A 22,587-nucleotide genomic window follows, 5' to 3' on the forward strand; every position below is an offset into this window, starting at 1 on the left:
CGCAACTGGGCCGCATTTCTGCTGGCCCACAACATTGAACATTCGATGAGCAGGCGCGGCAATTGCCATGACAATGCCGTTGCTGAGAGCTTCTTTAACCTGCTCAAACGTGAACGCATCCGTCGTCGGGCATACAAAACCTGCGAGCAAGCCAGACAGGACATCTTCGACTACATCGAAATGTTCTATAACCCGAAACATAAACATGTTAGAAACGGTATGCAGTCGCCCGTCGACTTCGAAAACAGACAGTGCAATGTGAACCAAGAAGATGTCTAGGAAACTAGCGGCTATTCAGTAAGAAGGTCGGGATAACATCAAACAACCACAAAGTGATCCGCAACCTGATTAATAAAGTGATCGAGGCTGCGCCAAAAATGGGCGTCGGTTTGACCTGCATTCAAAAGCCCGAGCAGGGTAATAAAGAGGCTGGCGAACCGAACCTTATCTTCGCAAAAAACAACGATGACGTTTTAAGTAAGCTTGCTAGCAGTGAAGCTCAAATCGCTGGTGCGACCCATTTCTTTTGGGCAAAGGCCCAAACGAAGGTAAAAATATATCCTGCTTCATCACTGTCAGAGAACGCATCGAAGAAATTTTACCTCGGTGTTGAGGTGGAAGATGCTCTAAATATTGCTGAGCGCATCGACCTATAAGTGCCAAGCCAACACGGTACCAAAAGAGCAGCCTGAAAAAACCGATAGCGGTCATTGGTGCTGCCGCAGCAAAATGGGGCTTCGTCCCGCGTTTTATTTGTCTGATCTGCATGCAGCGAAAGCACGGTCTCAATTTCAGCTAGAACAATGCCCATGAATGGCCGGATTGACGATGCGCGTTGCGTTGCAACAACACTTGTGCCGCAAGTGCAAAGTTATGCTGCGTCAGCGAAGCGCGAAAAACCAACGGCAACAAAGTCCCGCACACTCGACCGTTAACCCTTCCCGACCGGACGCAACGTTAAACCACTCAAACACATACAGCGGTACATACGCCTACTGTACGCAGTCTGTACGGCATCTGCATCGCCACATCGCCCACATTTTCAGGCATTAACCTGGCATATTCGCCCCACGGGCATACACGCGTGAAAAGCGGCGCGCGCGGTGTTAATGAATTCCATCGCTAAAGCGGCAGCGCCACTGTCGATTTGATCTCTTCCATCGACAATAGCGCGGTGACGTTGTGCACCTTCACTTCGGATATCAGCGCCTGATAGAATGTGTCATACGCACGGGCGTTTTTCACGCGCACCTTGAGGATGTAATCAATGTCCCCTGCCAGCCGGTGGGCCTCTTGCACTTCGGGTCGTGATTTCAGGGCCTTAAGGAATTTACCCTGCCAGTTCGCGTCATGCTCAGAGGTGCGGATCAGCACGAAAAAACAGGCCTCAAATCCCAGTGCTTCGGCGTCAAGCATGACCGTCTGATGGCCAATAATCCCGGCCTCGCGCATCTTGCGAATGCGATTCCAAACAGGCGTTTTCGAAGACCCTACATTCTTGGCAATTTCATCCAATGATTGCGCCGCATCGGTCTGCAATGCTGCTAAAATTTTCCGATCTGTCGCATCAATCCGTACCGACATTCTTATTTCTCCGCATTCATAGGACAGACGGTCCAAATTCACAGGCAGCAAGAACAGGCTTCCTTAACTGCCCTATAGGGGGCGTAAATAGCAGAACAATATTCTATATTAAACCCAAGAAATCAGAGGCACCCATGCAGCACTTTCCAATCTTCCTTGCCGTCGCTGGCCGTCGCATTGTCCTTTCGGGCGGTGGTGATGCGGCTATGGCAAAGCTGCGCTTGTTGATGAAAACCGAAGCAAAGTTGACCGTTATTGCGGAAAATACTGCGCCTGAAATCCAACGTTGGGCCGCTCAGGGCAAGCTTGCAATCATCAGCCGTGAAATGCAGCCCGGCGATGCGCTCTGTGCTGCGCTGTTCTATGCTGCCAACGAAGATGATGCCGAAGATGCACGCGTCGCTGCGATTGCGAATGCCGAAGGCGCATTGGTCAACATCGTTGATAACTTGGCCGACAGTCAGTTCATCACACCCGCCATTGTGGACCGCGACCCTGTAACAGTTGCCATCGGCACCGAAGGTGCTGCCCCAGTTCTGGCGCGCGCGATCAAAGCAGACCTAGAGGCACGCCTTCCACAGTCGCTGGGTGTTCTAGCCCGCATCGGCAAAACGTTCCGCCACGCTGTTGATGTTCTGCCTATGGGTCGCAAGCGTCGTGATTTTTGGTCATCCTTCTATTTCGGTGCAGGCCCTAAGGCCTTTGAAGAAAAGGGCGCGGCCGCGATCGTCCCCACCTTGGAAACGCTTCTAGATCAGCAAATCATGGCGACAGACACAATTGGCCATGTTGATCTGGTTGGCGCTGGCCCCGGCGATCCTGAGCTGCTGACGCTTAAGGCGCGTAATGCATTGGACAAGGCCGACGTGGTAATTCATGACAGATTGGTGACGCCAGAAATCTTGGAACTTGCCCGCCGCGAAGCTATTATCATCGATGCTGGCAAAGAAGGCTTTGGCCCCTCTATGGCGCAATCCGACATCGACGCGCTGATCGTTGAACATGCCAAAAACGGGCATCACGTTGTACGCCTTAAGGCGGGTGATCCCACTGTCTTTGGGCGTTTAGATGAAGAAATCGAAGCGCTGGAAACCGCAGACGTGCGTTACCGGATCATTCCGGGCATCACTGCGGCATCCGCTGCGGTCGCAAATATTGGCCAAAGCCTGACGAAGCGCAACCGCAACTCGTCTGTGCGCCTGATTACGGGGCACGACACCAAAGGTTACGCCGATCACGACTGGAAAGCCCTTGCTGCCCCCGGTGAAGTCGCTGCGATCTATATGGGTAAAAAATCTGCTCGTTTTATTCAGGGCCGCCTGCTAATGCACGGTGCGAACCCGGCAACACCGGTCACGATCATAGAAAACGTGAGCCGCGCCGACCAACGTATCATCGCGACCACTTTGGTCGAACTGGAACCAACAATGTCGAACGCTAGTTTGATTGGTCCCGCAATTACATTTTACGGCCTCGCCCCGCGCGACGCTGCCGCACAATCGCTGACACTCAAGGAGTTCGCATAATGGCCCGCGCCTTTACCCCAAAAGTCATCACCGCAAATGCGTTGCTCGAAGGCGACGCCGTTTGGTTCACCGCTGATGATCGCTGGACGCCACTCATGTCCGAAGCTGAATTCATCACCGATGAAGCGCACGCTGACCTACGCCTGCTAGAAGCGCAAGCACGTCAAAGCGAAATCGCTGGTGCCTATCTTGCCGACGCTAAAGAAGGTCCAAATGGCCCAGAGCCAACGCATTTCCGCGAAGAGTTCCGCACACGCGGCCCGTCAAACTACGCCCATGGCAAACAAGTAGATAACGCGTCACGGACCTGATCCGCGACCTCCACATAACCCACGATGTTTCGGGCTGTCCCGAAACGCGAAGGAAGAAACCAGATGTACGTATACAACGATTTTGACGAAGCGTTTGTCCGCGAGCGCGTTGCCCAATTCCGCGGTCAAGTTGAACGCCGTATCGACGGATCACTGACCGAAGACGAATTCAAGCCACTACGCCTGATGAACGGCCTGTACCTGCAACTGCACGCCTACATGCTGCGTGTTGCTGTGCCTTACGGTACGCTGAATCCGTCACAAATGCGCCAGTTGGCATATATCGCTGATCGTTGGGACAAAGGTTACGGCCACTTCACCACCCGCCAAAACATCCAGTACAACTGGCCAAAACTGGCCGACGTGCCCGATATTCTTGAGGCTTTGGCCGATGTCGGCATGCACGCGCTTCAGACATCTGGGAATACGATCCGCAACGTGACCGCAGACCATTTTGCAGGTGCGTCAGCGGACGAGATCGAAGATCCACGCCCAGTCGCCGAATTGCTACGCCAGTGGTCCACAGACCATCCAGAATTCCAGTTCCTGCCGCGCAAATTCAAAATCGCGGTGAGCGGTTCAGAGCATGACCGCGCTGTAACCCGCGCCCACGACATTGGTGTCCGCATGGTCCGTAACGCCGAAGGCACCCCGGGCTATGAGATCATCGTTGGTGGTGGCCTTGGCCGTACGCCAATGGTTGGCAAAGTACTGCGTGAATTCCTTCCTCGCGAAGAACTGCTTGCATATTGTGAAGCCATCGTCAGCGTCTACAACCTTCTGGGCCGCCGCGACAACAAATACAAAGCACGCATCAAGATCACCGTTCACGAAAACGGTCTTGAGACAATGCAACAGCTGGTCGAAGAACGTTTTGAGGCCATCCGCAAAGGCTTTACCGGGTTCGACCAAGAACTGCTAAAAAGCATCGAAGCCGCTTTCGCCCCACCCGCCTACGTCAGCAAATCTGACGAAGGCTATGAGGCAGCGCGCCTTGCGAACCCAGCATTTCGTGCATGGTCTGACACCAACTTGGCTGCGCATAAGGCACCGGGTTATACAGTCGTGTCGATCAGCGTTAAAAAGCATGGTGAAACACCGGGTGATGCGACATCTGACCAGATGCGCGTGATGGCGGATATCGCTGAACAATACGGTCACGGTGAACTGCGGATCAGTCACGAACAGAACGTGATCCTGCCGCATGTCCATAAGGCGGACCTGCCCGCTGTTTACGCAGCCCTGCGCGAAGCTGACTTGGCAACAGCCAATATCGGTCTGGTCAGTGACATTATCGCCTGCCCCGGTATGGACTACTGTGCCTTGGCGACCGCCCGTTCGATCCCAATTGCACAGGAAATCGCAACGCGCTTTGACGAGCTTAAGATCGAGCACGACATCGGCGAGTTAAAGATCAAAATTTCAGGCTGCATCAATGCCTGTGGCCACCACCACGTGGGTCACATCGGTATTCTTGGACTGGATCGCGCTGGTGTGGAAAACTATCAAATCACGCTTGGCGGTGACGGAACCGAAACCACGACAATCGGTACACGTGCAGGCCCCGGCTTTAGCGCAGATGATATTGTGCCCGCGATCGAAAGGCTGGTCACAGGCTACCTTGACCTACGGCAAGACGCGGACGAGACCTTCCTTCAGGCCTACCGCCGCCTAGGAATGGAACCGTTCAAGGCGATCCTCTACCCAGCCGAGGACAAAGCGAATGCCGCTTGATATTCGCACATGGATGGAGACTTCGAAAGAAGTTGACGGACAGGGCATAGCCCGCGATGATTTCCATGCAGGTCGTTGGTGGAACAGCGAAAAACAAGAATGTGGTATCCACGTTCAAAACGGTAAAATGGTACGCGAAGGAAAAGCAGCATGAGCGTGATCGTAACTGATAACGGTTTTGGAACAGACGATTGGGCCAACGGCTTTGTTGCGCGTGACGAAACCCCGGCAAACGGCGACTATTGTGTTGACTTGCCTTCTGACACCGCACCAGACACATTGGCACAGTTGACGAACGCGCCAATGATCCGCATTGATTTCCCATCATTTGCAGATGGTCGCGGCTTTACGCTTGCCGCGATGCTGCGCCGCGCAGGTTTCAAAGGACGCCTGCGTGCTAAGGGCCACGTCATTGCCGACCAATACGCCATGGCGCGTCGGTCTGGTTTTGATGAGGTCGAAATTGACGAAACGCTAGCGACCCGCCAGCCCGAAGACCAATGGCTATTCCGCGCTGATTGGCAAAAACATAACTATCAGGCCCGGATGCGCGGCTAAGGCGCCCTTCCCTGATCCAGATTAACGACTAGACCGGAGGGCGGCCCGAAAAAGGGTCGCCGACTTACATTATGACCGAGCAAACACCATTGACCGAAACCAAAGCCAAAGCCGTACCTGTCCTGCCTGATGCGCAAACAATCACCGAAGTGAAGCACTATACGGATAGTCTTTTTTCATTTCGCGTAACGCGCCCTGCGTCCCTGCGATTCCGTTCGGGCGAATTCGTGATGATTGGTCTAATGGGCGATCCTGATCCAAAGACCGGTAAACAGCGCCCATTGCTGCGCGCATATTCCATCGCGTCCCCATCGTGGGATGAAGAAATGGAGTTCTATTCGATCAAGGTCCAAGATGGCCCACTGACATCAAAACTACAGCATGTCAAAGTTGGTGATCAGATCATTCTAAAACCAAAGCCAGTTGGGACGTTGGTCCACGATGCCTTGCTGCCAGGTAAACGCTTGTATTTCTTCTCAACCGGTACTGGTTTTGCACCATTCGCCAGCCTGTTGCGCGAACCGCAAACCTATGAAGACTATGATGAAATCATCATGACACATACATGCCGTGAAGTCGCCGAACTGACCTATGGCCGTGACCTGATCGAGGGCCTGAAAACTGATGAACTTTTGAACGAAGTGATCGGCGAAGGCTTCTGGAAAAAGATTAAATATTACCCAACCACAACACGTGAAGAGAGCCCAAAGATGGGCCGCATCACAGCGTTGATCGAAAACGGTGAACTGTTCAGCGATCTAGACATTCCAGCCATCAACCCGGCGACTGACCGCGCGATGGTCTGTGGTTCTCTGGCGTTCAATCTCGACATCAAGGAACTGTTGGAAAAGGCTGGCCTGAACGAAGGTGCCAATTCTGAGCCTGGTGAATTCGTGATCGAAAAAGCGTTTGTTGGTTAAGTCGACCTTTCAGAAATAAAAAGGGCCGCGTCAGAAATGGCGCGGCCCTTTTTATTTTCAGTTGTGATGGGCTTACATGCCCAGCATACCTTTCAACTGCTCCAAAGCTGCTTCCAGAAGTTCTGGATTGTCTTTTGCAGCGTTCAGCGCGGTTGTGATTGTTGTCTTCTGAATACCGGACAGATCGGAACCGTCGATCATTTCCATAACCTTGTCAGAATCAAAACCTTCAGTTGTCAGTAAATCAGCAACGGACCCCATCGCAGTTTCTGCCGCATCGTCAGCGGCTTCTGCGGCTTCACCAGCTGCTTCTGTGGCATCAGTTGCGGCTTCTTCAGCGGCTTCGGCAGTTTCTTCTGCAACGGCTGCAGCTTCTTCTGCCGCGGCAGCTTCGGTGGCTTCGAGCTCAGCCGCTGCGGTCGTCGCAGCTTCCTGTGCCGCAGCTTCTGCGGCTTCCAGCTCTGCTGCAGCGGCAGCTTCTAAAGCAGCAGCTTCAGCTTCGGCAGCAGCGGTAGCTGCTTCAAGTTCAGCAGCAGCCGCGGCGGCGGCTTCTTCAGCGGCAGCTTCGGCAGCGGCTTCATCGATTGCAGCTTGAGCAGCAGCCTCTTCAGCGGCGAGCGCTTCCGCAGCGGCTTGGGCTGCAGCTTCTTCTTCAGCCGCAGCGGCAGCTTGCGCTTCCGCTGCTGCAGCAGCGTCTGCCGCAGCTTGTTCAGCCGCAGCCGTTGCGCCAGTCAAAACGCCAACAGCTTCAGCTGGTCCACGTCCCTCGGCGGCATATTGATAGCCAAAGAAACCCAGTACTGCGACAATAACCAAAATGGCAATTGCTCTCATTTTAACATCCTTTCAGATCTATTTTTACGGGCCCAATGGCCCTCAATGCGGATATGTCAGATGAAACAAACAAGGTGAAGTAGAAAACACGGGGAAAATCTAACGTATCGGCGCAGTTTTGCGGGTTGAAGACCCATGCCTTGCAGTCTACTTTATAGGACACCTGAACGGAACAATTAAAGGATAAAGACCATAGGACGCAGACCCCATAACGCCCCACCGCAACGCGAGACAGGGCCACGGATCAACGACCGCATCCGCGCTAATGAAATCCGCCTTATCGGCGCGGAAGGCGAAAACGTGGGCGTTGTCACGCCACAGCGTGCAATGGCGATGGCAGATGAAGCTGGGTTAGACTTGGTTGAAATCTCTCCCAATGCAACACCGCCGGTTTGCAAAATCATGGACTATGGCAAGTTCAAATACGAGACTCAGAAAAAAGAAGCTGAGGCACGTAAGAAACAAAAAATCATCGAAATCAAAGAAGTGAAATTCCGCCCAAACACGGATAATCACGACTACGAAGTGAAGATGCGCAACGTTTTCAAATTTTTGGAAAACGGCGACAAAGTTAAAATCACGTTGCGTTTCCGCGGCCGTGAAATGGCCCACCAAGAACTGGGTCGTCAGCTGCTCGAACGCGTCGCTGAAGACACCAAAGAAACTGGCCGCGTCGAAAACTTTCCAAAGATGGAAGGCCGCCAGATGGTCATGCTGATCGGTCCACTACCGAAATAATCGCGACATAATTCTACAAATACAAAAGCCCCGGCATTTGCTGGGGCTTTTTGCTTGAACGCGGAACTTTTGGAAATTGGTAGTACTTGCCTGACTGAACTTAGGCGGCGCCCACCGCCCGTTGCGTCATCACCTTTATCAGATTGGCGCGATATTCTGGCGAACCATGAATGTCTTCGAGCAGACCATCAGCTGCAACCATCAATTCACTTAGCGCTGTTGCCGAAAAATTTGTATCCAGTGCGAGCTCTGCATCGGTCCAGCGAAATACGCCTTCTTCGGACGCGCCAGTCACGGCGACACGAACGCCATCCGCATATTTGGCAACAAATACCCCGACCAACGCAAACCGCGATGCAGGCTGTTGGAACTTTTGATAGTTCGCGCGTTGTGGCAATGGAAACCTTACCTCAGTGATGATTTCGCCCTCTTCCAACGCTGTTTCAAACATACCCAGAAAATAGTCATCCGCGGCGATCTCGCGCGTATTCGTGACGATGGTCGCACCAGAGCCCAAGACAGCGGCTGGATAACACGCGGCCGGATCATTGTTCGCCAGCGAACCGCCAATTGTACCACGGTTGCGCACCGCAGGATCACCGATATGTCCAGCCATCTGCGCTAGCGCCGGATACTGGATCGCACCCCTTGCAACAGATGCGTGGGTGGTGCCCCCGCCAATACAAAGCTGACCCGTGTCATTCGTGCAGATCCCCTGCATTTCTGGGATGCCGGTCAGACTAATCAATGTTTCAGGCATCGCAAGCCGTGCCTTCAGTGTCGGGATGAGCGTCTGCCCCCCTGACAGGGCTTGTGTATCTTCGTTTTGAAGCGCCAAAACTGCATCAGCGATCGTCGAAGGTCGTTCTATATCGAAATCATACATTGCAAATGTCCCCCCGGATTACTCTGCCGTAACTGCGGCTACATCTTGGCCTGATGCGGCAATGATCGCTTTGACGATGTTATGATACCCTGTGCAGCGACAAATATTGCCTTCAAGATAGGCGCGAATCTCATCCTCGGACGGATGGGGGTTGTCCTTAAGAAGTGCCGAAGCTGACATGATCATGCCAGGTGTGCAGAACCCGCATTGCAACCCATGATGATCTTGGAATGCTTGCTGAATATTGCTTAGCGTTCCGTCATCTGCGGCCTGCCCTTCAATTGTGGCGACCTCTGTCCCTTCGGCCTCAAAGGCGAACATTGTGCACGCTTTGACGGCGTCACCATTCACATGGACCACACAGGCACCACATTGTGACGTATCACAACCGACATGGGTGCCTGTCAGCGACAAGTCATTGCGTAACAAATCAACGAGTAACGTCCGGGCTTCTACGTGTTTCGACACGGGCTGCCCATTCACGACCATGGTTACCGTAGGCATTTGATCTCTCCGAAATTCTTGTGTCAGACACCTTAAACACGCCCCACGCGGATTGAGAACCGTAAATATACGACTGGCTGCCCGGTCCTAGCCATCCGTTTTACGCAAAGTTTGCGTAACTTCGGCCATAATACTGACCGCAATTTCAGCAGGATGCCGCCCCCCAAGGTCAAGACCAACCGGCGCGTGAATGCGGTTTAGCTCTGCATCTGAAAAGCCTAACCCCCTCAGCCGTTCGATACGTTTTGCATGCGTGCGCTTTGATCCCAAACTGCCCAAATAGAATACATCCGTGCTGAGTGCCGCCACGATTGCCGGATCGTCCAGTTTTGGATCATGCGTGAGTGTGACAACCGCCGTACGCGCGTCTAACTTCAACGCACGCATGGCTTCGTCAGGCCAGTCGTCAATGATATGCTCGCCGGGGAAACGCTCAGCGGATCCGAACGCCTTACGCGGATCAATCAAAACAGGTGTATACCCGCAAGAGCGCGCCAAGGACACTAATGGTTGGGCGATATGGACCGCACCGACGACAACCAACCTAAGGGGCGGATTATGGACAACGACAAACGTACGACCGTCAGGTTCGATGCCAGACTGATCTAATCTGAAACGGTCTTGATATGCTGGGGGACCGACTAGATGTGCCCCACCTGTTTCTAAATCAGTCACATAGGCAACCGGCCGGCCGTCTTTACCGGCCACAACCACACCTTCAAGCATTTCGACTGGCATGACCGCACCAACGGGTTCAATGAGAATTCGAATTTCGCCACCGCATGCGAGGCCCACGGCAAAGGCATCATCATCGCTCACCCCAAAAGTTAGCAAACGTGGCAGGCCATCATCTATCGCGTCCATAGCCTCGGTTATGACTGCGCTTTCGACACAGCCCCCGGAAACCGAGCCTTCCATCGCGCCGTCAGCATCAATGATCAATTGACTACCTACCGGCCGCGGCGCGGATCCCCAAGTTTGAACAACCGTTGCAATCGCTACACCACGTCCGGAACGATACCAACCCAACGCCAACTTTGATAATTCTGCAATCGATCCCGTCATTCGTGATTTATGATCCTTGTCAAAAAACAACCATTCTTTGCAGAACACACGTCTACATATGAAATATCACCGCGATCAAACAGGTCTTGCGCGTATTCCGCAACCGCTTTGCATTTTGCGATTTGAACGATGCGTCAAAGTGCAAAGATTTACCCCGTAAGATAACCCACAAAATAGTTCAGCTGCGGAACACAATACAATGAATGTTACCAACTATTGCACTACTAATAGGCGACTATGACTAAACGCACCAATTTTCAGTATTTACGCAATTACAAATACAACCTTAGCGCAGAAAACAGTTTCAATAAGATACTGAAACAATTAGACGGGTCGCGCCGCCCAATAATGCCATATTGCGGGTATATATGTTAATAAGTAACGCCCGTGTTGGGTATAAGGACTCTACCATGATCGACCGACAATCGGCATTTGTAACAAATCTCGCAAATCTTTCTCAAAACGCATGGTTGGGTGAGATTGACGATATCTGCGACGAACTTGGCTTTTTCGAACAGTTAGGCCGTTCTCATTGCGCCGCCTTTCTTGAGGCGGGTAATAACCTGCTGGTCACTTTCGAAAACATTCCTGACGTTCAAGAACACAACCCAGATGCAGAGCCACGCGGCTTTCCATTTACTCGTAACGAAGGCTGGTCGCATCTGGCATTACTTTCCTTTGATGCAGGATGGTTTCGCGATGAAGCCGTCATCGACTTTTTCGATCGGATGACGGATGATGCATTTTTTGAAGACTTCGAAAATATCGTGTTCTTCGGCGCAAACAACGCGGGTTATGCAGCTGCCGCGTTTTCTCTGGCGTCACCGGGATCAACCATTGTTGCCCTAAATCCGCAAGCAACTCTTGAACCGATCAGCGCAGGCTGGGACACGCGATTTCGCACTGCCCGCAGAACGGATTTTTCGGGCCCTTACGGCTATGCCCCGGACATGATCGAAGGCGCAAAAGAAGTTTTCGTCGCATTTGACCCACAAGAACGCTTGGACGCTTGTCATGCCGCCCTATTTCGCAAGCCCCACGTCACGCTGCTTCCCTGCCCCTTGATGGGGGGGGAACTTGATAGAACTTTCGACCGGCTGGGTATTTTGGAAGTCATCATCAAGCTTGCCATGGCGGGGTCATTGACCGCGAAACGGTTTCACCAGCTACTGCGCGCAAGGCGCTATGATGACGTCTATGGTCAAGATCTGGTATCACATCTTGTGAGGTCAAACCACACGGGCCTTGCACGTGTGATATGCGAATATAAGCTACAGCGTGGTAAAAACCCATTCTACGCTAAGACGTTAGCCGACCTCGCGCGGTAGGTTTTTAGATGCCGTAAACATCGCGGAACACGTGACGCACGATGTCAGAGCGCGCAATACCCATTTCAGCAAGCTGAACGTCACTTAGTGCTTCTAGACGGCGCACTTCGTGGCTACGGTCTTGTGCTTCGATAATACGGCTAAAGCCGGACGCAATGCTTGCCCCTACTTTGGACAGAATGCCAGCTTGAGGTTGTGCAGATACGGTATCAGTAAAAAAGGCCATCGTAAGCTCCTATCAGGTGCATTTCCTATGCACCCAATATACGTCACTTACGCTGACCTAAAACCAACAATGCTGCATTGCCGCATTGCACCTGCCGCATAGCGTCACTCAGACGCGTCACGACCGTCGATGAATTTTTTGACAGCTTCAACGATGCGCGTGCCAAAATAGCCCAACACGCCACCAGCAACGACCCAAAACGCTGTGCCGCTGTAGAGGATCGCAGACGCGATACCGGCAATTAGCATAGCAACCATAAAGGCAACCAATCGTTTTTCGGTTTCAGCGATCACAATGTGTTCTTCGATTCCCTTCATAAAGGGCGCGATGATGGTTTCGATTTGCGGCGTTAGAAACCCAGCAGCAGCAGCGATAATAAAACCAAACATGTGGTCTCTCCGTTTCATTAAAAATGTTAACGACTTATATCAGTACCCTAGATGGAAATCGCAAGGGCAATCACAAGACCTATGGCCTTGGCGCGCGCAACGGTGTAACCCGGCAACATGCCTGATAAAGACCTTACAACACTGACAATCCGCCGCCCTGACGACTGGCACTTGCACCTTCGGGATGGGAATATGCTGCGCGCTGTCTTGCCTGAAACGGCACGCCATTTCGGGCGTGCTATCATTATGCCGAACCTTGTTCCGCCCGTCGTGACAGCCGAACAAGCGTCTGCCTACCGCGACCGGATTATGGCGGCACTGCCCGATGGTATGCAGTTTGAACCGCTGATGACACTATATCTGACGGAAACAACCGACCCTGATGATGTGCGGGCCGCATTCGAAAACGGGATCGCCACAGCGGTCAAACTATATCCCGCTGGTGCGACCACGAATTCGGCGTCAGGTGTACGCGATTTTGAAAAGGTACGTTCGGTTCTGGATACAATGGCCGAAATCGGCATGCCGCTATGTGTGCATGGTGAGGTAACTGATAGCAACATCGACATCTTTGATCGCGAAGCCGTTTTCATTGACAAAATCCTCAAGCCGCTGCGCAAAAAAGTTCCTGATCTAAAGGTCGTGATGGAACATGTCACGACCGAGGACGCGGTTGACTACGTTCGCGACAATCATAAAAATCTCGCGGCTACGATCACGACCCATCATCTGATCATCAACCGGAACCATATTCTGGCTGGTGGCATCAAACCGCACTATTACTGTTTGCCCGTCGCCAAACGCGAAGCACATCGCGTTGCGCTTGTGCAGGCCGCCGTATCTGGTGACAAACGCTTCTTCCTTGGCACTGACAGTGCGCCGCATATAGATCCAAATAAACTACAGACCTGTGGGTGCGCCGGTATCTTTACTGCGCCAAATACGATGTCTTGTTTGGCCGAAGTGTTCGAAGCCGCTGGCGAGCTGAAAAAGCTCGAGGCATTTGCATCCCTTAACGGTCCGCGTTTCTATGGCCTGCCGGCAAGCGAACAGACCATTACCCTGCGCAAGGGCGATCCCCTCAAATACCCAACACATATCGCCACAGAAGACGGCCCAGTGACAGTATTTGACCCCGGGTTTGATCTGCATTGGCATGTCGAAGCCTGAAGCGATAGCTATCAGAGCAAACTAGATAAATGAAAAATAGGTCCGCGTTATGATCCCTACCTCGTTCCCCACCAAAGAAGAAATCGCCCGATTGACTGCAGGTATGCTGATTGAAATTGGTGCAATTGACTTTAACGCGACTGAACCGTTCACACATGCCTCTGGCAAACAGGCACCAACATATGTTGATTGCCGCAAGCTCATTTCCTTCCCGCGCATCCGCGCGACTCTGATGGATTTTCTGTCGGTGTCGATCATGCGCGAGGCTGGGTTCGAAGCATTCGATAACATTGCAGGCGGCGAAACCGCGGGTATTCCTTTTAGCGCGCTGGTCGCGGAACGCCTTGCGCTGCCGATGACATATGTCCGCAAAAAGCCCAAAGGTTACGGCCGGAATGCCCGTATCGAAGGCGTGATGACCGAAGGCCAACGCGTTCTATTGGTCGAAGATCTGACAACTGATGGTGGATCAAAGCTTTCCTTCGTTGACGCGATCCGCGAAACTGGTGCGACATGCAGCGCGACTGCAGTTATCTTTTACTATGGCATCTTTGACGGCGTTGAAAAAACACTTTCAGATCACGGCGTGCAGCTGATCAGCCTTTGCACGTGGTGGGATGTTCTAGCCGAAGCCAAAGCACGTGGTGCTTATGACGCAGCCACACTGGAAACAGTCGAAGCATACCTGCGTGATCCATCCGGGTGGAAACCCGCCTGAACTTACCCACAGGCTGTGTATAAGATATCGTAGATATAGCGTACACAGCCTCGGTATCTTCCATATATTGGTAGAATCTTGGAATCCTGCTATTTAAGCAGGACTTATCTGCATTGATCCACAGAATGCGCACTAGCCAGCTTTGCGCGCGCCCTGCTAGAACCCCACGATGAATTGGTGAGAGTCGAAAATGAACGAAATTACGACATTCAATGCGTCCGGCGTCGAGGAAACGACAACAAACCTCATGCCCCACTCTACCGAAGCTGAACAACAGCTTTTGGGTGCGATTCTAACCAACAACGATATCTTCGATCGCGTGGCTTCGGTCGTTGGGCCAAAGCATTTTTATGATCCCGTGCACGCCCGTATCTTTGAAACAGCGGCAGCGCGGATCGCTAAGAACGCACTGGCCAGCCCTGTTACGCTCAAAACCTTCTTGGAAGATGATGAGGGCCTAAAAGAACTGGGCGGCCCAGCATATCTTGCGCGCCTTGCGGGGGCTGCGATTTCAGCATTTGCGGCGCGTGACTATGCGCAGATGATCTATGATTTGGCCGTCCGTCGGGAATTGATCAAAGTTGGCCGCGAAATCTCGGATAAGGCTGGCCGGGTCGAGGTTGACTCTGAACCCAAAGAGCAGATCGTCGAAGCCGAACAGGCGCTTTATAACCTTGCCGAACAAGGTACATCAGAAAGCGGCTTCCAATCGTTCCTTCGCGCCGTCACAGAGGCGGTAAATGTAGCCAACACCGCCTATCAACGTGAAGGTGGGCTTGCCGGGATTTCTACGGGTCTTGTCGACCTTGATGGTAAGCTGGGTGGTTTGCACAAGTCTGACCTTTTGATTCTTGCTGGTCGCCCGTCTATGGGGAAAACATCGCTTGCGACAAACATCGCCTATAACGTCGCTAAGGCGTATCAACGCGGAAAGCTGCCTGATGGGACCGAAGGCGCGGTTGACGGCGGCGTTGTCGGGTTCTTTTCCCTCGAGATGAGCGCCGAACAGCTTGCGGGTCGTATTCTGGCCGAAGCCTCTGAAATTTCGTCGCATAAAATTCGTCAAGGTGACATGACCGAAGGCGAATTTCGCCGTTTTGTGGACGCTGCCAAAAGCCTCGAATCATGTCCTCTCTTTATTGATGACACTGCCGCGATCCCGATTTCGCAGCTATCCGCACGTGCCCGCCGCTTAAAGCGGACCCATGGGCTTGATGTGTTGATCGTCGACTATTTACAGCTGGTGCGCGGTACGTCAGAAAACCGGGTGCAGGAAATCGGTGAAATCTCGATGGGCCTTAAGGCCATTGCGAAGGAACTGAATATCCCCGTCATCGCCCTATCTCAGCTGTCGCGTCAGGTGGAAAGCCGCGAAGATAAACGCCCGCAGTTGTCTGACCTTCGGGAATCGGGTTCGATCGAGCAAGATGCCGATGTGGTTATGTTTGTGTACCGTGGTGAATATTATACCGAACGGGAAAAACCTGACGATTCCAACATGGAAGCCATCGCCGCTTGGCAGGAAAAAATGTCGAGCCTGCACGGCAAAGCCGAAGTCATCGTCGGGAAACAACGCCACGGTCCGATTGGTACAGTCGAGCTTGCATTTACGGCCGAATTTACCCGCTTTGGTGATCTTGTTAAGCCATGGCAAAGCAATGCCGCGGATGAATATTAACCGATAGCAGCGGGGAAAATCGAACCCAAGGTCACCTTGTCTACACGGCCCTCAACTTAGATGAATAATTAGTAATTACTCATAGGGCACTTTATCCGCCCGTAACGTAAGCTTGAGGACGGCACTGGGATGACAATTGAGTTTGTGAAGTCCGCACGGCGCATTGCGCTTGAAAAATTCATGATACTTCTTATCGCGCTGATCGTTGGCGCAGCTTTTGCGTTTGTTTTACTTGGCGATATTTCAGATGAGATAATCGTGAATACTGCCTCAACAATTGCGGCTATAATTTCGGTCTTTATCGCAATCGCCATTCTTATAGATATTAAAAAAGTTCTTATGGACGGGCGCGATTGGCGCGTTGTCGTCAGCGATGAAATGTTATCATGGGAATCGCCCGTTCCCGAAATGATGAAACCGATTAAGCTTGCGCTGAAAGATATCGACAGAACGCGTTTTACGCTCACACACTTTAAATACGGCAAACGGGCGCCTGATAAAAAGTGGGAAATCATTTTGCGCAATGGATTTCCAATCAAAATCGATGGTCATGCTTCTGGAATTAACCCCCACAAAGTTTTCGCCGCGCTGGAAACCAAAGGGATCACATTTGAGCAGGTCAGTGAAAGTAAAGGGGCTGCCGTCCGCACCAGCGGCCAGAACTAAGAAAGTCGTTCTCGTGCCTTTTCAATGCGGCATTATTCCGCCGATCCGGGAAACCATTGCATCAAAACCACGGTCTCACAGTCTTGCGACATCGCGCGCGACTTAAACCTCTTGCCGCAGTGCGTGCCCCCTGCCAAAAGGTCCGTATGAGTACAGGACGCCTAACTATCGACTTAGACGCCGTCGTCGCCAACTGGCGCGCACTAGACGGCATGACGAATTGCAAGACTGCCGCCGTTGTCAAAGCTGACGCTTATGGTGTCGGCGCTGAGAACGTGTCAAAAGCCCTGTTCAAAGCAGGCGCGCGCAAGTTCTTTGTGGCCGTCGCAGAAGAGGCCGTTGTGCTTCGCGAGGCTTTGGGGCCCGGCCCAGAAATATCAGTATTTTCAGGACACATGCGCGGCGATACTGATCTTATCCGCGAATTGAACCTGACACCAATGCTGAACTCTGTTGAACAGATGACACAGCATTTCGAAACTCTGCCAGGTCATCCGTTCGGCATTCAGATCGACACGGGTATGAACCGCCTTGGTATGGAGCCCCAAGAATGGGGTGCTGTCGCTGATTTGGTGCTATCACAAGGCCCAAAGCTAGTGATGAGCCATCTGTCCTGTGCGGATGAACCTGATCACCCGATGAACCCCCATCAGCTAAACGTGTTCAAGCAACTGACCGATGGTATCAATGTACCTAGATCGCTTGCCGCAACAGGCGGTATTCTACTGGGATCAGACTATCATTTTGACCTGACCCGCCCGGGCATTGGTTTGTATGGCGGTCTACCGTTCGAACAGGCCACCCCGGTGATTGAGCTTGAGCTACCAGTCGTACAAATCCGTGACGTCGTCGAAGGCGAAGTTGTCGGTTACGGCAATAGCTGGCAGGCTGAACGTGCATCACGCGTCGCAACAGTGTCAGGCGGTTACGCAGATGGCATCTTCCGTATGCTTTCCGACAAGGCAACGCTGTACCATGGTGATACCCCCTGCCCGTTGATCGGACGTGTTTCCATGGACCTGTTGACGATTGATGTCACCGACCTTGCTGAGGCCCCCGAGCGGCTAACGCTTATCGGCCCACAGCAAAGCCTCGACACTCTCGCCGCAAAGGCAGGAACTATCGGATACGAAGTTTTGACCCAGCTAGGTGCACGATATAATCGTCGGACCTACGGTAAATAGATGCTGAACGTTCTTCGCGTCGCAAACCTCGCCCTTTTGATCCTATTCCCAATCGCATGGTTTGCACCTTTGATGCGTGCCGGCCTATTGCCGGTATTTGGCCTAAGCGAGATCAGCGTCATTTCCGGGATGCAGTCGCTTTGGGACAGTGATGTCGCGCTGGCGCTGCTCGTGACGTTTTTTGCGCTATTTGCGCCCTACCTCAAAACCATTGGCCTTGCGATGATCCACTTCAACCTCATGCGCCGCAAAGTGCTACCTGTGTTGTCGTGGTTGGGCAAACTGGCGATGGCCGATGTGTTCTTGATCGCGCTTTATATTGTCTTGGCCAAAGGTGTCGGGATTGGCAAAGTCGAAACGGCTTGGGGGCTCTATTTGTTCACGGCGTGCATCTTGGCATCGATCGTGATTTCTACGCTGACAGCCAAACGCAGCTAGCGTGAAATACAGACCACCTTGCCCACGCTTCAGATTTGGTCCAAAAGGTGAACATGGCAAAAGAACTTAACTTCTCATGTTCGGAATGTGGCGCGTCCTTTGGCAAATGGTCTGGGCAATGCGACGCCTGCCAAGCATGGAACACCATCACCGAAAGCAAAGCGCTCTCTAGTGGCCCGAAGGGCAAATCGCTTGGCGCAATTCGCGGCAAAACGATCCCGCTGACTGATCTTGATACCCAAGAAAAAGAACCACCCCGCACCCAAGCAGGCGTGGGCGAGTTGGACCGCGTTCTTGGCGGTGGCTTGGTTAAGGCCTCTGCCCTATTGGTTGGCGGCGATCCCGGTATCGGGAAATCGACGCTGCTGTTACAGGCCGCCGCGCGGTTTGCCAGAAACGGGCTAAAGGTCGTCTATATCTCGGGCGAGGAATCAAATGCGCAAGTTCAAATGCGGGCCAGACGGCTCGGATTAGAGAAAAGCCCAGTACTACTCGCATCAGAAACGAACCTGCGGGACATTCTGACGACGCTGGAAAACGAAAAGCCCGATCTTGCGATTATCGATTCGATCCAAACGATGTGGGCGGACAACGTTGATAGTGCTCCGGGCTCGGTTTCGCAGGTGCGTTCATCCGCGCACGAACTTACCACATTTGCGAAACGCAACGGCATGTCCGTGATTATGGTCGGTCACGTCACCAAGGACGGCAGCATTGCGGGGCCGCGTGTCGTCGAACACATGGTTGACACAGTGCTATATTTCCAAGGCGAACGTGGCCACCAATACCGTATTTTACGCGCAGTAAAGAACCGGTTTGGGCCTGCCGATGAAATCGGCGTCTTTGAAATGACAGGCAAAGGACTGGCCGAGGTTAAGAATCCTTCGGCGCTTTTCTTATCCGAACGCGGCAAACCATCGCCCGGATCGGTCGTGTTTTGCGGCATCGAAGGGTCCCGGCCCATGCTTTGCGAGATCCAAGCACTTGTGGCTCCTTCGCCACACAGCCAACCACGACGATCAGTGGTCGGTTGGGACAGTGGGCGGCTTGCCATGATCCTTGCTGTGCTTGAATCGCGGTGCGGCGTTCCGTTCACCGGATTGGACGTTTACCTCAATGTAGCAGGGGGTTTGCGCATTTCCGAACCCGCTGCTGACCTTGCCGTCGCCGCAGCATTAGTATCCGCAAGAGAAGACGCTTCACTGCCCGCTGAGGCGGTAATTTTCGGGGAAATCAGCCTATCGGGCGCGCTCCGTCCTGTGGTGCAAACGGAAAATAGATTGAAAGAAGCCCAAAAACTTGGTTTTACAACAGCAATTATTCCGCATCAGGCAAAACAGCCTGCGGTTACCGGGTTAGGTTTGAGGCATGCAGATGACCTTGCCGGGTTTGTAGAAGAAGTATTTGGCGCAAGATAGCGCTGGGCAGGAGACGGACTATGGAAGGCTTCACACTTATCGACGCAGGTGTCGCCATTATCATCTTACTATCAGGCGTATTGGCATATAGCCGTGGCTTGGTCCGTGAGGCGATGGCAATCTTGGGCTGGGTTGGCGCAACAATCGTGGCATTTATCTTTGCAGATCAGGTTGAACCGCTCGTGCGGCAAATTCCGGTTCTTGGCGATTTTATTGGCGACAGCTGCGAACTTGCGATCATTGCGGCCTTTGCTGCGGTGTTTGCCGTGGCGCTGGTCGTTGCATCAATCTTTACGCCACTTTTCTCAAGCGTCATTCAGCGTTCGGCACTTGGTGGTGTCGATCAAGCGCTTGGGTTCTTCTTTGGTGTGCTACGCGGCATCTTGTTGATCGCAGTAGCCTTCTTTGTCTACGATACGGTGTTTGCGTCGCAAGAGATCGCACTGATCGACGACAGTCGCGCCGCACAAGTATTTGACCAGCTGACAGGCAAAATCGAAGAACAAAACCCAGAAGAAGCGCTGGGTTGGATCAAAGAACAATATCAGCAGCTCGTTGGGTCATGTGGCGCACCAGCGCAGTAACACAACCATGACATGAATACCAAAAGCCACCGCTCTTTTCGGTGGCTTTTTACGTTCGACTACTGCCCAAATTCCGATCACGCATCTGTGCCTGCCATTTTCGCGCCACAGAAGTATGATCGTTTCGTGACACCATGCCCCCGACCTACTAAGAGGGAGGCAATCAACCACAACTCGGATTCGGAGCGGCACCTTGTCCAACCAAAATTCCCCAATCGACCCATATGATGACGACAAGCTACGCGAAGAGTGTGGCGTTTTCGGTGTGATTGGCGCCCCGGACGCTGCCAACTTTGTTGCTCTTGGCCTACACGCGCTTCAACATCGCGGCCAAGAGGCGGGTGGCATCGTAACCCACGACCCAAAGACTGGTTTTAACCAAGCACGTCGCATGGGCCTGGTTCGCGATAACTTTACCACCAACGACATGATGGCCATGCTTCCAGGTGATATTGGGGTTGGTCACGTACGGTATTCGACAACTGGTAGCAAAAGCCAGCACACAGCGATCCGCGACGTACAGCCCTTCTTTGGCGAATTCTCGATGGGTGGCGCGGCTGTTGCGCACAACGGTAACCTTACCAATGCCATCGCCCTGCGCCGTGATCTGATCGAACGCGGCGCGATTTTCCACAGCACGTCTGACAGTGAATGTATCATTCACCTGATGGCCCGCTCGATGGGCCGCACAATTCCTGACCGTATGAAAGAAGCGCTCCGCCAAGTTGAGGGCGCTTTTTCAATTGTGGCTATGACACGCAGCAAATTGATCGGTGTCCGTGATCCGCTGGGCATTCGCCCACTCGTTCTCGGCAAAATCGGCAAGGCATATGTCCTCTCATCCGAAACTTGCGCGCTAGATATTCTGGGTGCCGAATTTGTGCGCGAAATCGAACCCGGCGAAATGGTCGTTGTCACAACAGACGAAGTCAAAAGCTACCGCCCGTTCGAAGCTAAAAAACCGCGTCCATGTATCTTTGAATATGTGTACTTCAGCCGTCCAGATTCTGTGATCGCAGGGAAATCTGTCTACGAAGTGCGTCGCAACATTGGTAAAGAGCTCGCCCGCGAAGCCCCGGTCGAGGCGGATATGGTCTGCCCTGTTCCAGACAGCGGCACCCCTGCGGCGATCGGTTATAGCCAAGAAAGCGGCATCCCATTTGAAATGGGCATTGTGCGCAACCAATACGTTGGCCGTACATTTATCGAACCAACAGCACAAATCCGCAACATGGGCGTACGCCTAAAGCTAAACGTGAACCGCGAACTGATGCGTGGCAAGCGCGTGATCCTTGTTGATGACAGCGTTGTGCGTGGCACAACCAGCCGCAAGATCAAGGATATGGTTCTCGAGGCAGGTGCGGCAGAGGTTCACTTCCGCGTTGCCAGCCCGCCCACCGTGTGGCCCGATTTTTACGGTGTCGACATGCCGAACCGCGAAGACCTGCTTGCGGCACGTATGACCGAAGAAGAGATGTGCGAATACCTTGGCGTTGCTTCGTTGAAATTTGTTTCAATCGACGGCCTATATCGCGCTGTTGGCGAGCCGAATGGTCGTGACCCGAACAACCCTGCATATCATGATGCTGTGTTTACGGGTGACTACCCGGTTGCACCTTCGGACATGATTGCAAAAGGTTTCAAACCAAAAATCGCTGCCGAGTAAATCGTGACGACGGTCATTCACCACAATCCCGATTGTAGTAAATCGCGCGACGTACTGGCCGTCATCCTCGCTTCTGGAACGGAACCAATCGTCATCGAATATCTCGATGTCGGTTGGACCCGCCCTCAACTGCTGGCGCTATTTGCCGCAGCAGACCTAACACCACGTTCAGCGCTTCGTACCAAAACGGCGCCTGCCGCTGAACTTGGGTTGCTTGCCGCAGATGTTAGTGACGATACGATCTTAGCGGCCATGATAAAATACCCTGCTTTGGTCGAACGCCCAATCGTCTGCACCCCTAAAGGTGTCGCATTATGTCGCCCCCCTGAGAGGGTTTTACCACTACTTGAAATTGCATCAAATAATCCAGTTAGTAACGATGCTGGCCCCAAGATGATGCGCGCTTAGTACCGCGCCACGTTACACACAATAACGTTACGTATAAGGGCTTTTCTTGGGTAC

Annotated in this window: 27 protein-coding genes; 20 read left to right on the forward strand and 7 right to left on the reverse strand. The window is 52.8% G+C overall.

Annotation, left to right across the window (positions count from 1 at the left end):
• Together CYQ09_RS06365 and CYQ09_RS06370 are read left to right on the forward strand one after the other, a co-directional pair.
• A partial coding sequence (locus CYQ09_RS06365; RefSeq protein WP_162617582.1) for an IS3 family transposase occupies positions 1-279 on the forward strand: 279 nt, incomplete at its 5' end.
• 53 nt (positions 280-332) lie between these two features.
• The gene (locus CYQ09_RS06370; RefSeq protein WP_106744625.1) at positions 333-656 is read left to right on the forward strand and encodes a hypothetical protein; all 324 of its coding nucleotides are present in this window, start codon (positions 333-335) and stop codon (positions 654-656) included.
• 466 nt (positions 657-1,122) lie between these two features.
• Here CYQ09_RS06370 and CYQ09_RS06375 read toward each other — a convergent pair whose 3' ends face one another.
• Positions 1,123-1,584 (reverse strand): Lrp/AsnC family transcriptional regulator, encoded by a 462-nt coding sequence (locus tag CYQ09_RS06375; protein WP_106744626.1) that lies wholly within the window; start codon positions 1,582-1,584, stop codon positions 1,123-1,125.
• 134 nt (positions 1,585-1,718) lie between these two features.
• Here CYQ09_RS06375 and cysG point away from each other — a divergent pair, with 134 nt between their 5' ends.
• From cysG to CYQ09_RS06405, 6 genes are all read left to right on the forward strand, one after another.
• A complete protein-coding gene (gene cysG, locus CYQ09_RS06380) occupies positions 1,719-3,110 on the forward strand; it encodes a siroheme synthase CysG (RefSeq protein ID WP_106744627.1) in 1,392 nt (463 codons plus the stop codon).
• Complete coding sequence (locus CYQ09_RS06385) at positions 3,110-3,421, forward strand: DUF2849 domain-containing protein (RefSeq protein ID WP_106744628.1); 312 nt, start codon at positions 3,110-3,112, stop codon at positions 3,419-3,421. Before cysG ends, CYQ09_RS06385 begins: the two co-directional genes overlap by 1 nt.
• 63 nt (positions 3,422-3,484) lie before the next feature.
• Entirely contained in the window at positions 3,485-5,155 is a 1,671-nt protein-coding gene (locus tag CYQ09_RS06390) for a nitrite/sulfite reductase (protein WP_106744629.1), read from the forward strand.
• Positions 5,145-5,309 (forward strand): hypothetical protein, encoded by a 165-nt coding sequence (locus CYQ09_RS18410; RefSeq protein WP_204353914.1) that lies wholly within the window; start codon positions 5,145-5,147, stop codon positions 5,307-5,309. Before CYQ09_RS06390 ends, CYQ09_RS18410 begins: the two co-directional genes overlap by 11 nt.
• On the forward strand, positions 5,306-5,713 hold the full coding sequence (locus CYQ09_RS06400) for a DUF934 domain-containing protein (protein ID WP_106744630.1): 408 nt from the start codon (positions 5,306-5,308) through the stop codon (positions 5,711-5,713). The genes CYQ09_RS18410 and CYQ09_RS06400 overlap by 4 nt, the downstream gene beginning before the upstream one ends.
• A 71-nt stretch (positions 5,714-5,784) precedes the next feature.
• The gene (locus CYQ09_RS06405; RefSeq protein ID WP_106744631.1) at positions 5,785-6,633 is read left to right on the forward strand and encodes a ferredoxin--NADP reductase; all 849 of its coding nucleotides are present in this window, start codon (positions 5,785-5,787) and stop codon (positions 6,631-6,633) included.
• A 72-nt stretch (positions 6,634-6,705) separates the two neighbouring features.
• On the opposite strand, the gene CYQ09_RS06410 is transcribed toward CYQ09_RS06405, so the two are convergent.
• A complete protein-coding gene (locus CYQ09_RS06410) occupies positions 6,706-7,467 on the reverse strand; it encodes a hypothetical protein (RefSeq protein ID WP_106744632.1) in 762 nt (253 codons plus the stop codon).
• A gap of 243 nt (positions 7,468-7,710) precedes the next feature.
• On the opposite strand from CYQ09_RS06410, the gene infC reads away from it, so the two are divergent.
• Positions 7,711-8,205 carry a translation initiation factor IF-3 gene (infC, locus tag CYQ09_RS06415; protein ID WP_311135519.1) on the forward strand — a complete coding sequence of 165 codons (495 nt, stop codon included), beginning with the start codon at positions 7,711-7,713 and terminating at the stop codon, positions 8,203-8,205.
• A gap of 100 nt (positions 8,206-8,305) precedes the next feature.
• Here the strand turns inward: infC and CYQ09_RS06420 are convergent, their stop codons facing one another.
• The 3 genes from CYQ09_RS06420 to CYQ09_RS06430 form a co-directional block, all read right to left on the reverse strand.
• A complete protein-coding gene (locus CYQ09_RS06420; RefSeq protein ID WP_106744633.1) occupies positions 8,306-9,091 on the reverse strand; it encodes an FAD binding domain-containing protein in 786 nt (261 codons plus the stop codon).
• A gap of 18 nt (positions 9,092-9,109) precedes the next feature.
• On the reverse strand, positions 9,110-9,595 hold the full coding sequence (locus CYQ09_RS06425) for a (2Fe-2S)-binding protein (RefSeq protein WP_106744634.1): 486 nt from the start codon (positions 9,593-9,595) through the stop codon (positions 9,110-9,112).
• An 87-nt stretch (positions 9,596-9,682) separates the two neighbouring features.
• Positions 9,683-10,660 (reverse strand): XdhC family protein, encoded by a 978-nt coding sequence (locus CYQ09_RS06430; RefSeq protein WP_106745426.1) that lies wholly within the window; start codon positions 10,658-10,660, stop codon positions 9,683-9,685.
• 410 nt (positions 10,661-11,070) lie between these two features.
• Here CYQ09_RS06430 and CYQ09_RS06440 point away from each other — a divergent pair, with 410 nt between their 5' ends.
• On the forward strand, positions 11,071-11,988 hold the full coding sequence (locus CYQ09_RS06440; RefSeq protein ID WP_106744635.1) for a phosphoadenosine phosphosulfate reductase: 918 nt from the start codon (positions 11,071-11,073) through the stop codon (positions 11,986-11,988).
• A gap of 4 nt (positions 11,989-11,992) precedes the next feature.
• On the opposite strand, the gene CYQ09_RS18415 is transcribed toward CYQ09_RS06440, so the two are convergent.
• Both CYQ09_RS18415 and CYQ09_RS06450 read right to left on the reverse strand, forming a co-directional pair.
• On the reverse strand, positions 11,993-12,214 hold the full coding sequence (locus CYQ09_RS18415) for a DUF1127 domain-containing protein (RefSeq protein WP_106744636.1): 222 nt from the start codon (positions 12,212-12,214) through the stop codon (positions 11,993-11,995).
• Positions 12,215-12,318: 104 nt separating this feature from the next.
• Positions 12,319-12,603, reverse strand: coding sequence for a hypothetical protein (locus CYQ09_RS06450; RefSeq protein WP_106744637.1), 285 nt, complete (start codon positions 12,601-12,603; stop codon positions 12,319-12,321).
• A 117-nt stretch (positions 12,604-12,720) separates the two neighbouring features.
• Between CYQ09_RS06450 and pyrC the strand changes: the two genes are divergently transcribed.
• From pyrC to CYQ09_RS06500, 10 genes are all read left to right on the forward strand, one after another.
• Positions 12,721-13,773, forward strand: a complete 1,053-nt coding sequence (gene pyrC, locus CYQ09_RS06455) for a dihydroorotase (RefSeq protein WP_106744638.1) — start codon at positions 12,721-12,723, stop codon at positions 13,771-13,773.
• A 49-nt stretch (positions 13,774-13,822) separates the two neighbouring features.
• The gene (locus CYQ09_RS06460; protein WP_106744639.1) at positions 13,823-14,491 is read left to right on the forward strand and encodes an orotate phosphoribosyltransferase; all 669 of its coding nucleotides are present in this window, start codon (positions 13,823-13,825) and stop codon (positions 14,489-14,491) included.
• A 190-nt stretch (positions 14,492-14,681) separates the two neighbouring features.
• Positions 14,682-16,169, forward strand: coding sequence for a replicative DNA helicase (locus CYQ09_RS06465; RefSeq protein ID WP_106744640.1), 1,488 nt, complete (start codon positions 14,682-14,684; stop codon positions 16,167-16,169).
• A gap of 129 nt (positions 16,170-16,298) precedes the next feature.
• Positions 16,299-16,835 (forward strand): hypothetical protein, encoded by a 537-nt coding sequence (locus tag CYQ09_RS06470; RefSeq protein ID WP_106744641.1) that lies wholly within the window; start codon positions 16,299-16,301, stop codon positions 16,833-16,835.
• Between the two features lie 146 nt (positions 16,836-16,981).
• Positions 16,982-18,019, forward strand: a complete 1,038-nt coding sequence (alr, locus tag CYQ09_RS06475) for an alanine racemase (protein WP_106744642.1) — start codon at positions 16,982-16,984, stop codon at positions 18,017-18,019.
• Positions 18,020-18,457 (forward strand): paraquat-inducible protein A, encoded by a 438-nt coding sequence (locus CYQ09_RS06480; RefSeq protein ID WP_106744643.1) that lies wholly within the window; start codon positions 18,020-18,022, stop codon positions 18,455-18,457.
• Between the two features lie 53 nt (positions 18,458-18,510).
• Positions 18,511-19,875 (forward strand): DNA repair protein RadA, encoded by a 1,365-nt coding sequence (gene radA, locus CYQ09_RS06485; protein WP_106355864.1) that lies wholly within the window; start codon positions 18,511-18,513, stop codon positions 19,873-19,875.
• A 20-nt stretch (positions 19,876-19,895) separates the two neighbouring features.
• Complete coding sequence (locus tag CYQ09_RS06490; RefSeq protein WP_106744644.1) at positions 19,896-20,459, forward strand: CvpA family protein; 564 nt, start codon at positions 19,896-19,898, stop codon at positions 20,457-20,459.
• A 193-nt stretch (positions 20,460-20,652) separates the two neighbouring features.
• Entirely contained in the window at positions 20,653-22,125 is a 1,473-nt protein-coding gene (gene purF / locus CYQ09_RS06495) for an amidophosphoribosyltransferase (protein ID WP_106744645.1), read from the forward strand.
• A 3-nt stretch (positions 22,126-22,128) separates the two neighbouring features.
• A complete protein-coding gene (locus CYQ09_RS06500) occupies positions 22,129-22,533 on the forward strand; it encodes an arsenate reductase family protein (protein ID WP_106744646.1) in 405 nt (134 codons plus the stop codon).
• The last annotated feature ends 54 nt before the right edge of the window (positions 22,534-22,587 follow it).

Source organism: Yoonia maritima (genome assembly GCF_002933395.1).
Taxonomy (GTDB): domain Bacteria; phylum Pseudomonadota; class Alphaproteobacteria; order Rhodobacterales; family Rhodobacteraceae; genus Yoonia; species Yoonia maritima_A.

Bases quoted from the DNA above. Each gene is read 5' to 3' on its own strand.
- alr (WP_106744642.1), top strand. From the start codon at position 16,982: ATGAGTACAGGACGCCTAACTATCGACTTAGACGCCGTCGTCGCCAAC.
- CYQ09_RS06450 (WP_106744637.1), bottom strand. From the start codon at position 12,603: ATGTTTGGTTTTATTATCGCTGCTGCTGCTGGGTTTCTAACGCCGCAA.
- CYQ09_RS06405 (WP_106744631.1), top strand. From the start codon at position 5,785: ATGACCGAGCAAACACCATTGACCGAAACCAAAGCCAAAGCCGTACCT.
- CYQ09_RS18410 (WP_204353914.1), top strand. From the start codon at position 5,145: ATGCCGCTTGATATTCGCACATGGATGGAGACTTCGAAAGAAGTTGAC.
- CYQ09_RS06440 (WP_106744635.1), top strand. From the start codon at position 11,071: ATGATCGACCGACAATCGGCATTTGTAACAAATCTCGCAAATCTTTCT.
- CYQ09_RS06465 (WP_106744640.1), top strand. From the start codon at position 14,682: ATGAACGAAATTACGACATTCAATGCGTCCGGCGTCGAGGAAACGACA.
- CYQ09_RS06420 (WP_106744633.1), bottom strand. From the start codon at position 9,091: ATGTATGATTTCGATATAGAACGACCTTCGACGATCGCTGATGCAGTT.
- CYQ09_RS18415 (WP_106744636.1), bottom strand. From the start codon at position 12,214: ATGGCCTTTTTTACTGATACCGTATCTGCACAACCTCAAGCTGGCATT.
- CYQ09_RS06390 (WP_106744629.1), top strand. From the start codon at position 3,485: ATGTACGTATACAACGATTTTGACGAAGCGTTTGTCCGCGAGCGCGTT.
- CYQ09_RS06480 (WP_106744643.1), top strand. From the start codon at position 18,020: ATGCTGAACGTTCTTCGCGTCGCAAACCTCGCCCTTTTGATCCTATTC.
- pyrC (WP_106744638.1), top strand. From the start codon at position 12,721: ATGCCTGATAAAGACCTTACAACACTGACAATCCGCCGCCCTGACGAC.
- CYQ09_RS06410 (WP_106744632.1), bottom strand. From the start codon at position 7,467: ATGAGAGCAATTGCCATTTTGGTTATTGTCGCAGTACTGGGTTTCTTT.
- radA (WP_106355864.1), top strand. From the start codon at position 18,511: ATGGCAAAAGAACTTAACTTCTCATGTTCGGAATGTGGCGCGTCCTTT.
- cysG (WP_106744627.1), top strand. From the start codon at position 1,719: ATGCAGCACTTTCCAATCTTCCTTGCCGTCGCTGGCCGTCGCATTGTC.
- CYQ09_RS06430 (WP_106745426.1), bottom strand. From the start codon at position 10,660: ATGACGGGATCGATTGCAGAATTATCAAAGTTGGCGTTGGGTTGGTAT.
- CYQ09_RS06425 (WP_106744634.1), bottom strand. From the start codon at position 9,595: ATGCCTACGGTAACCATGGTCGTGAATGGGCAGCCCGTGTCGAAACAC.
- CYQ09_RS06385 (WP_106744628.1), top strand. From the start codon at position 3,110: ATGGCCCGCGCCTTTACCCCAAAAGTCATCACCGCAAATGCGTTGCTC.
- CYQ09_RS06400 (WP_106744630.1), top strand. From the start codon at position 5,306: ATGAGCGTGATCGTAACTGATAACGGTTTTGGAACAGACGATTGGGCC.
- CYQ09_RS06490 (WP_106744644.1), top strand. From the start codon at position 19,896: ATGGAAGGCTTCACACTTATCGACGCAGGTGTCGCCATTATCATCTTA.
- CYQ09_RS06460 (WP_106744639.1), top strand. From the start codon at position 13,823: ATGATCCCTACCTCGTTCCCCACCAAAGAAGAAATCGCCCGATTGACT.
- CYQ09_RS06375 (WP_106744626.1), bottom strand. From the start codon at position 1,584: ATGTCGGTACGGATTGATGCGACAGATCGGAAAATTTTAGCAGCATTG.
- CYQ09_RS06470 (WP_106744641.1), top strand. From the start codon at position 16,299: ATGACAATTGAGTTTGTGAAGTCCGCACGGCGCATTGCGCTTGAAAAA.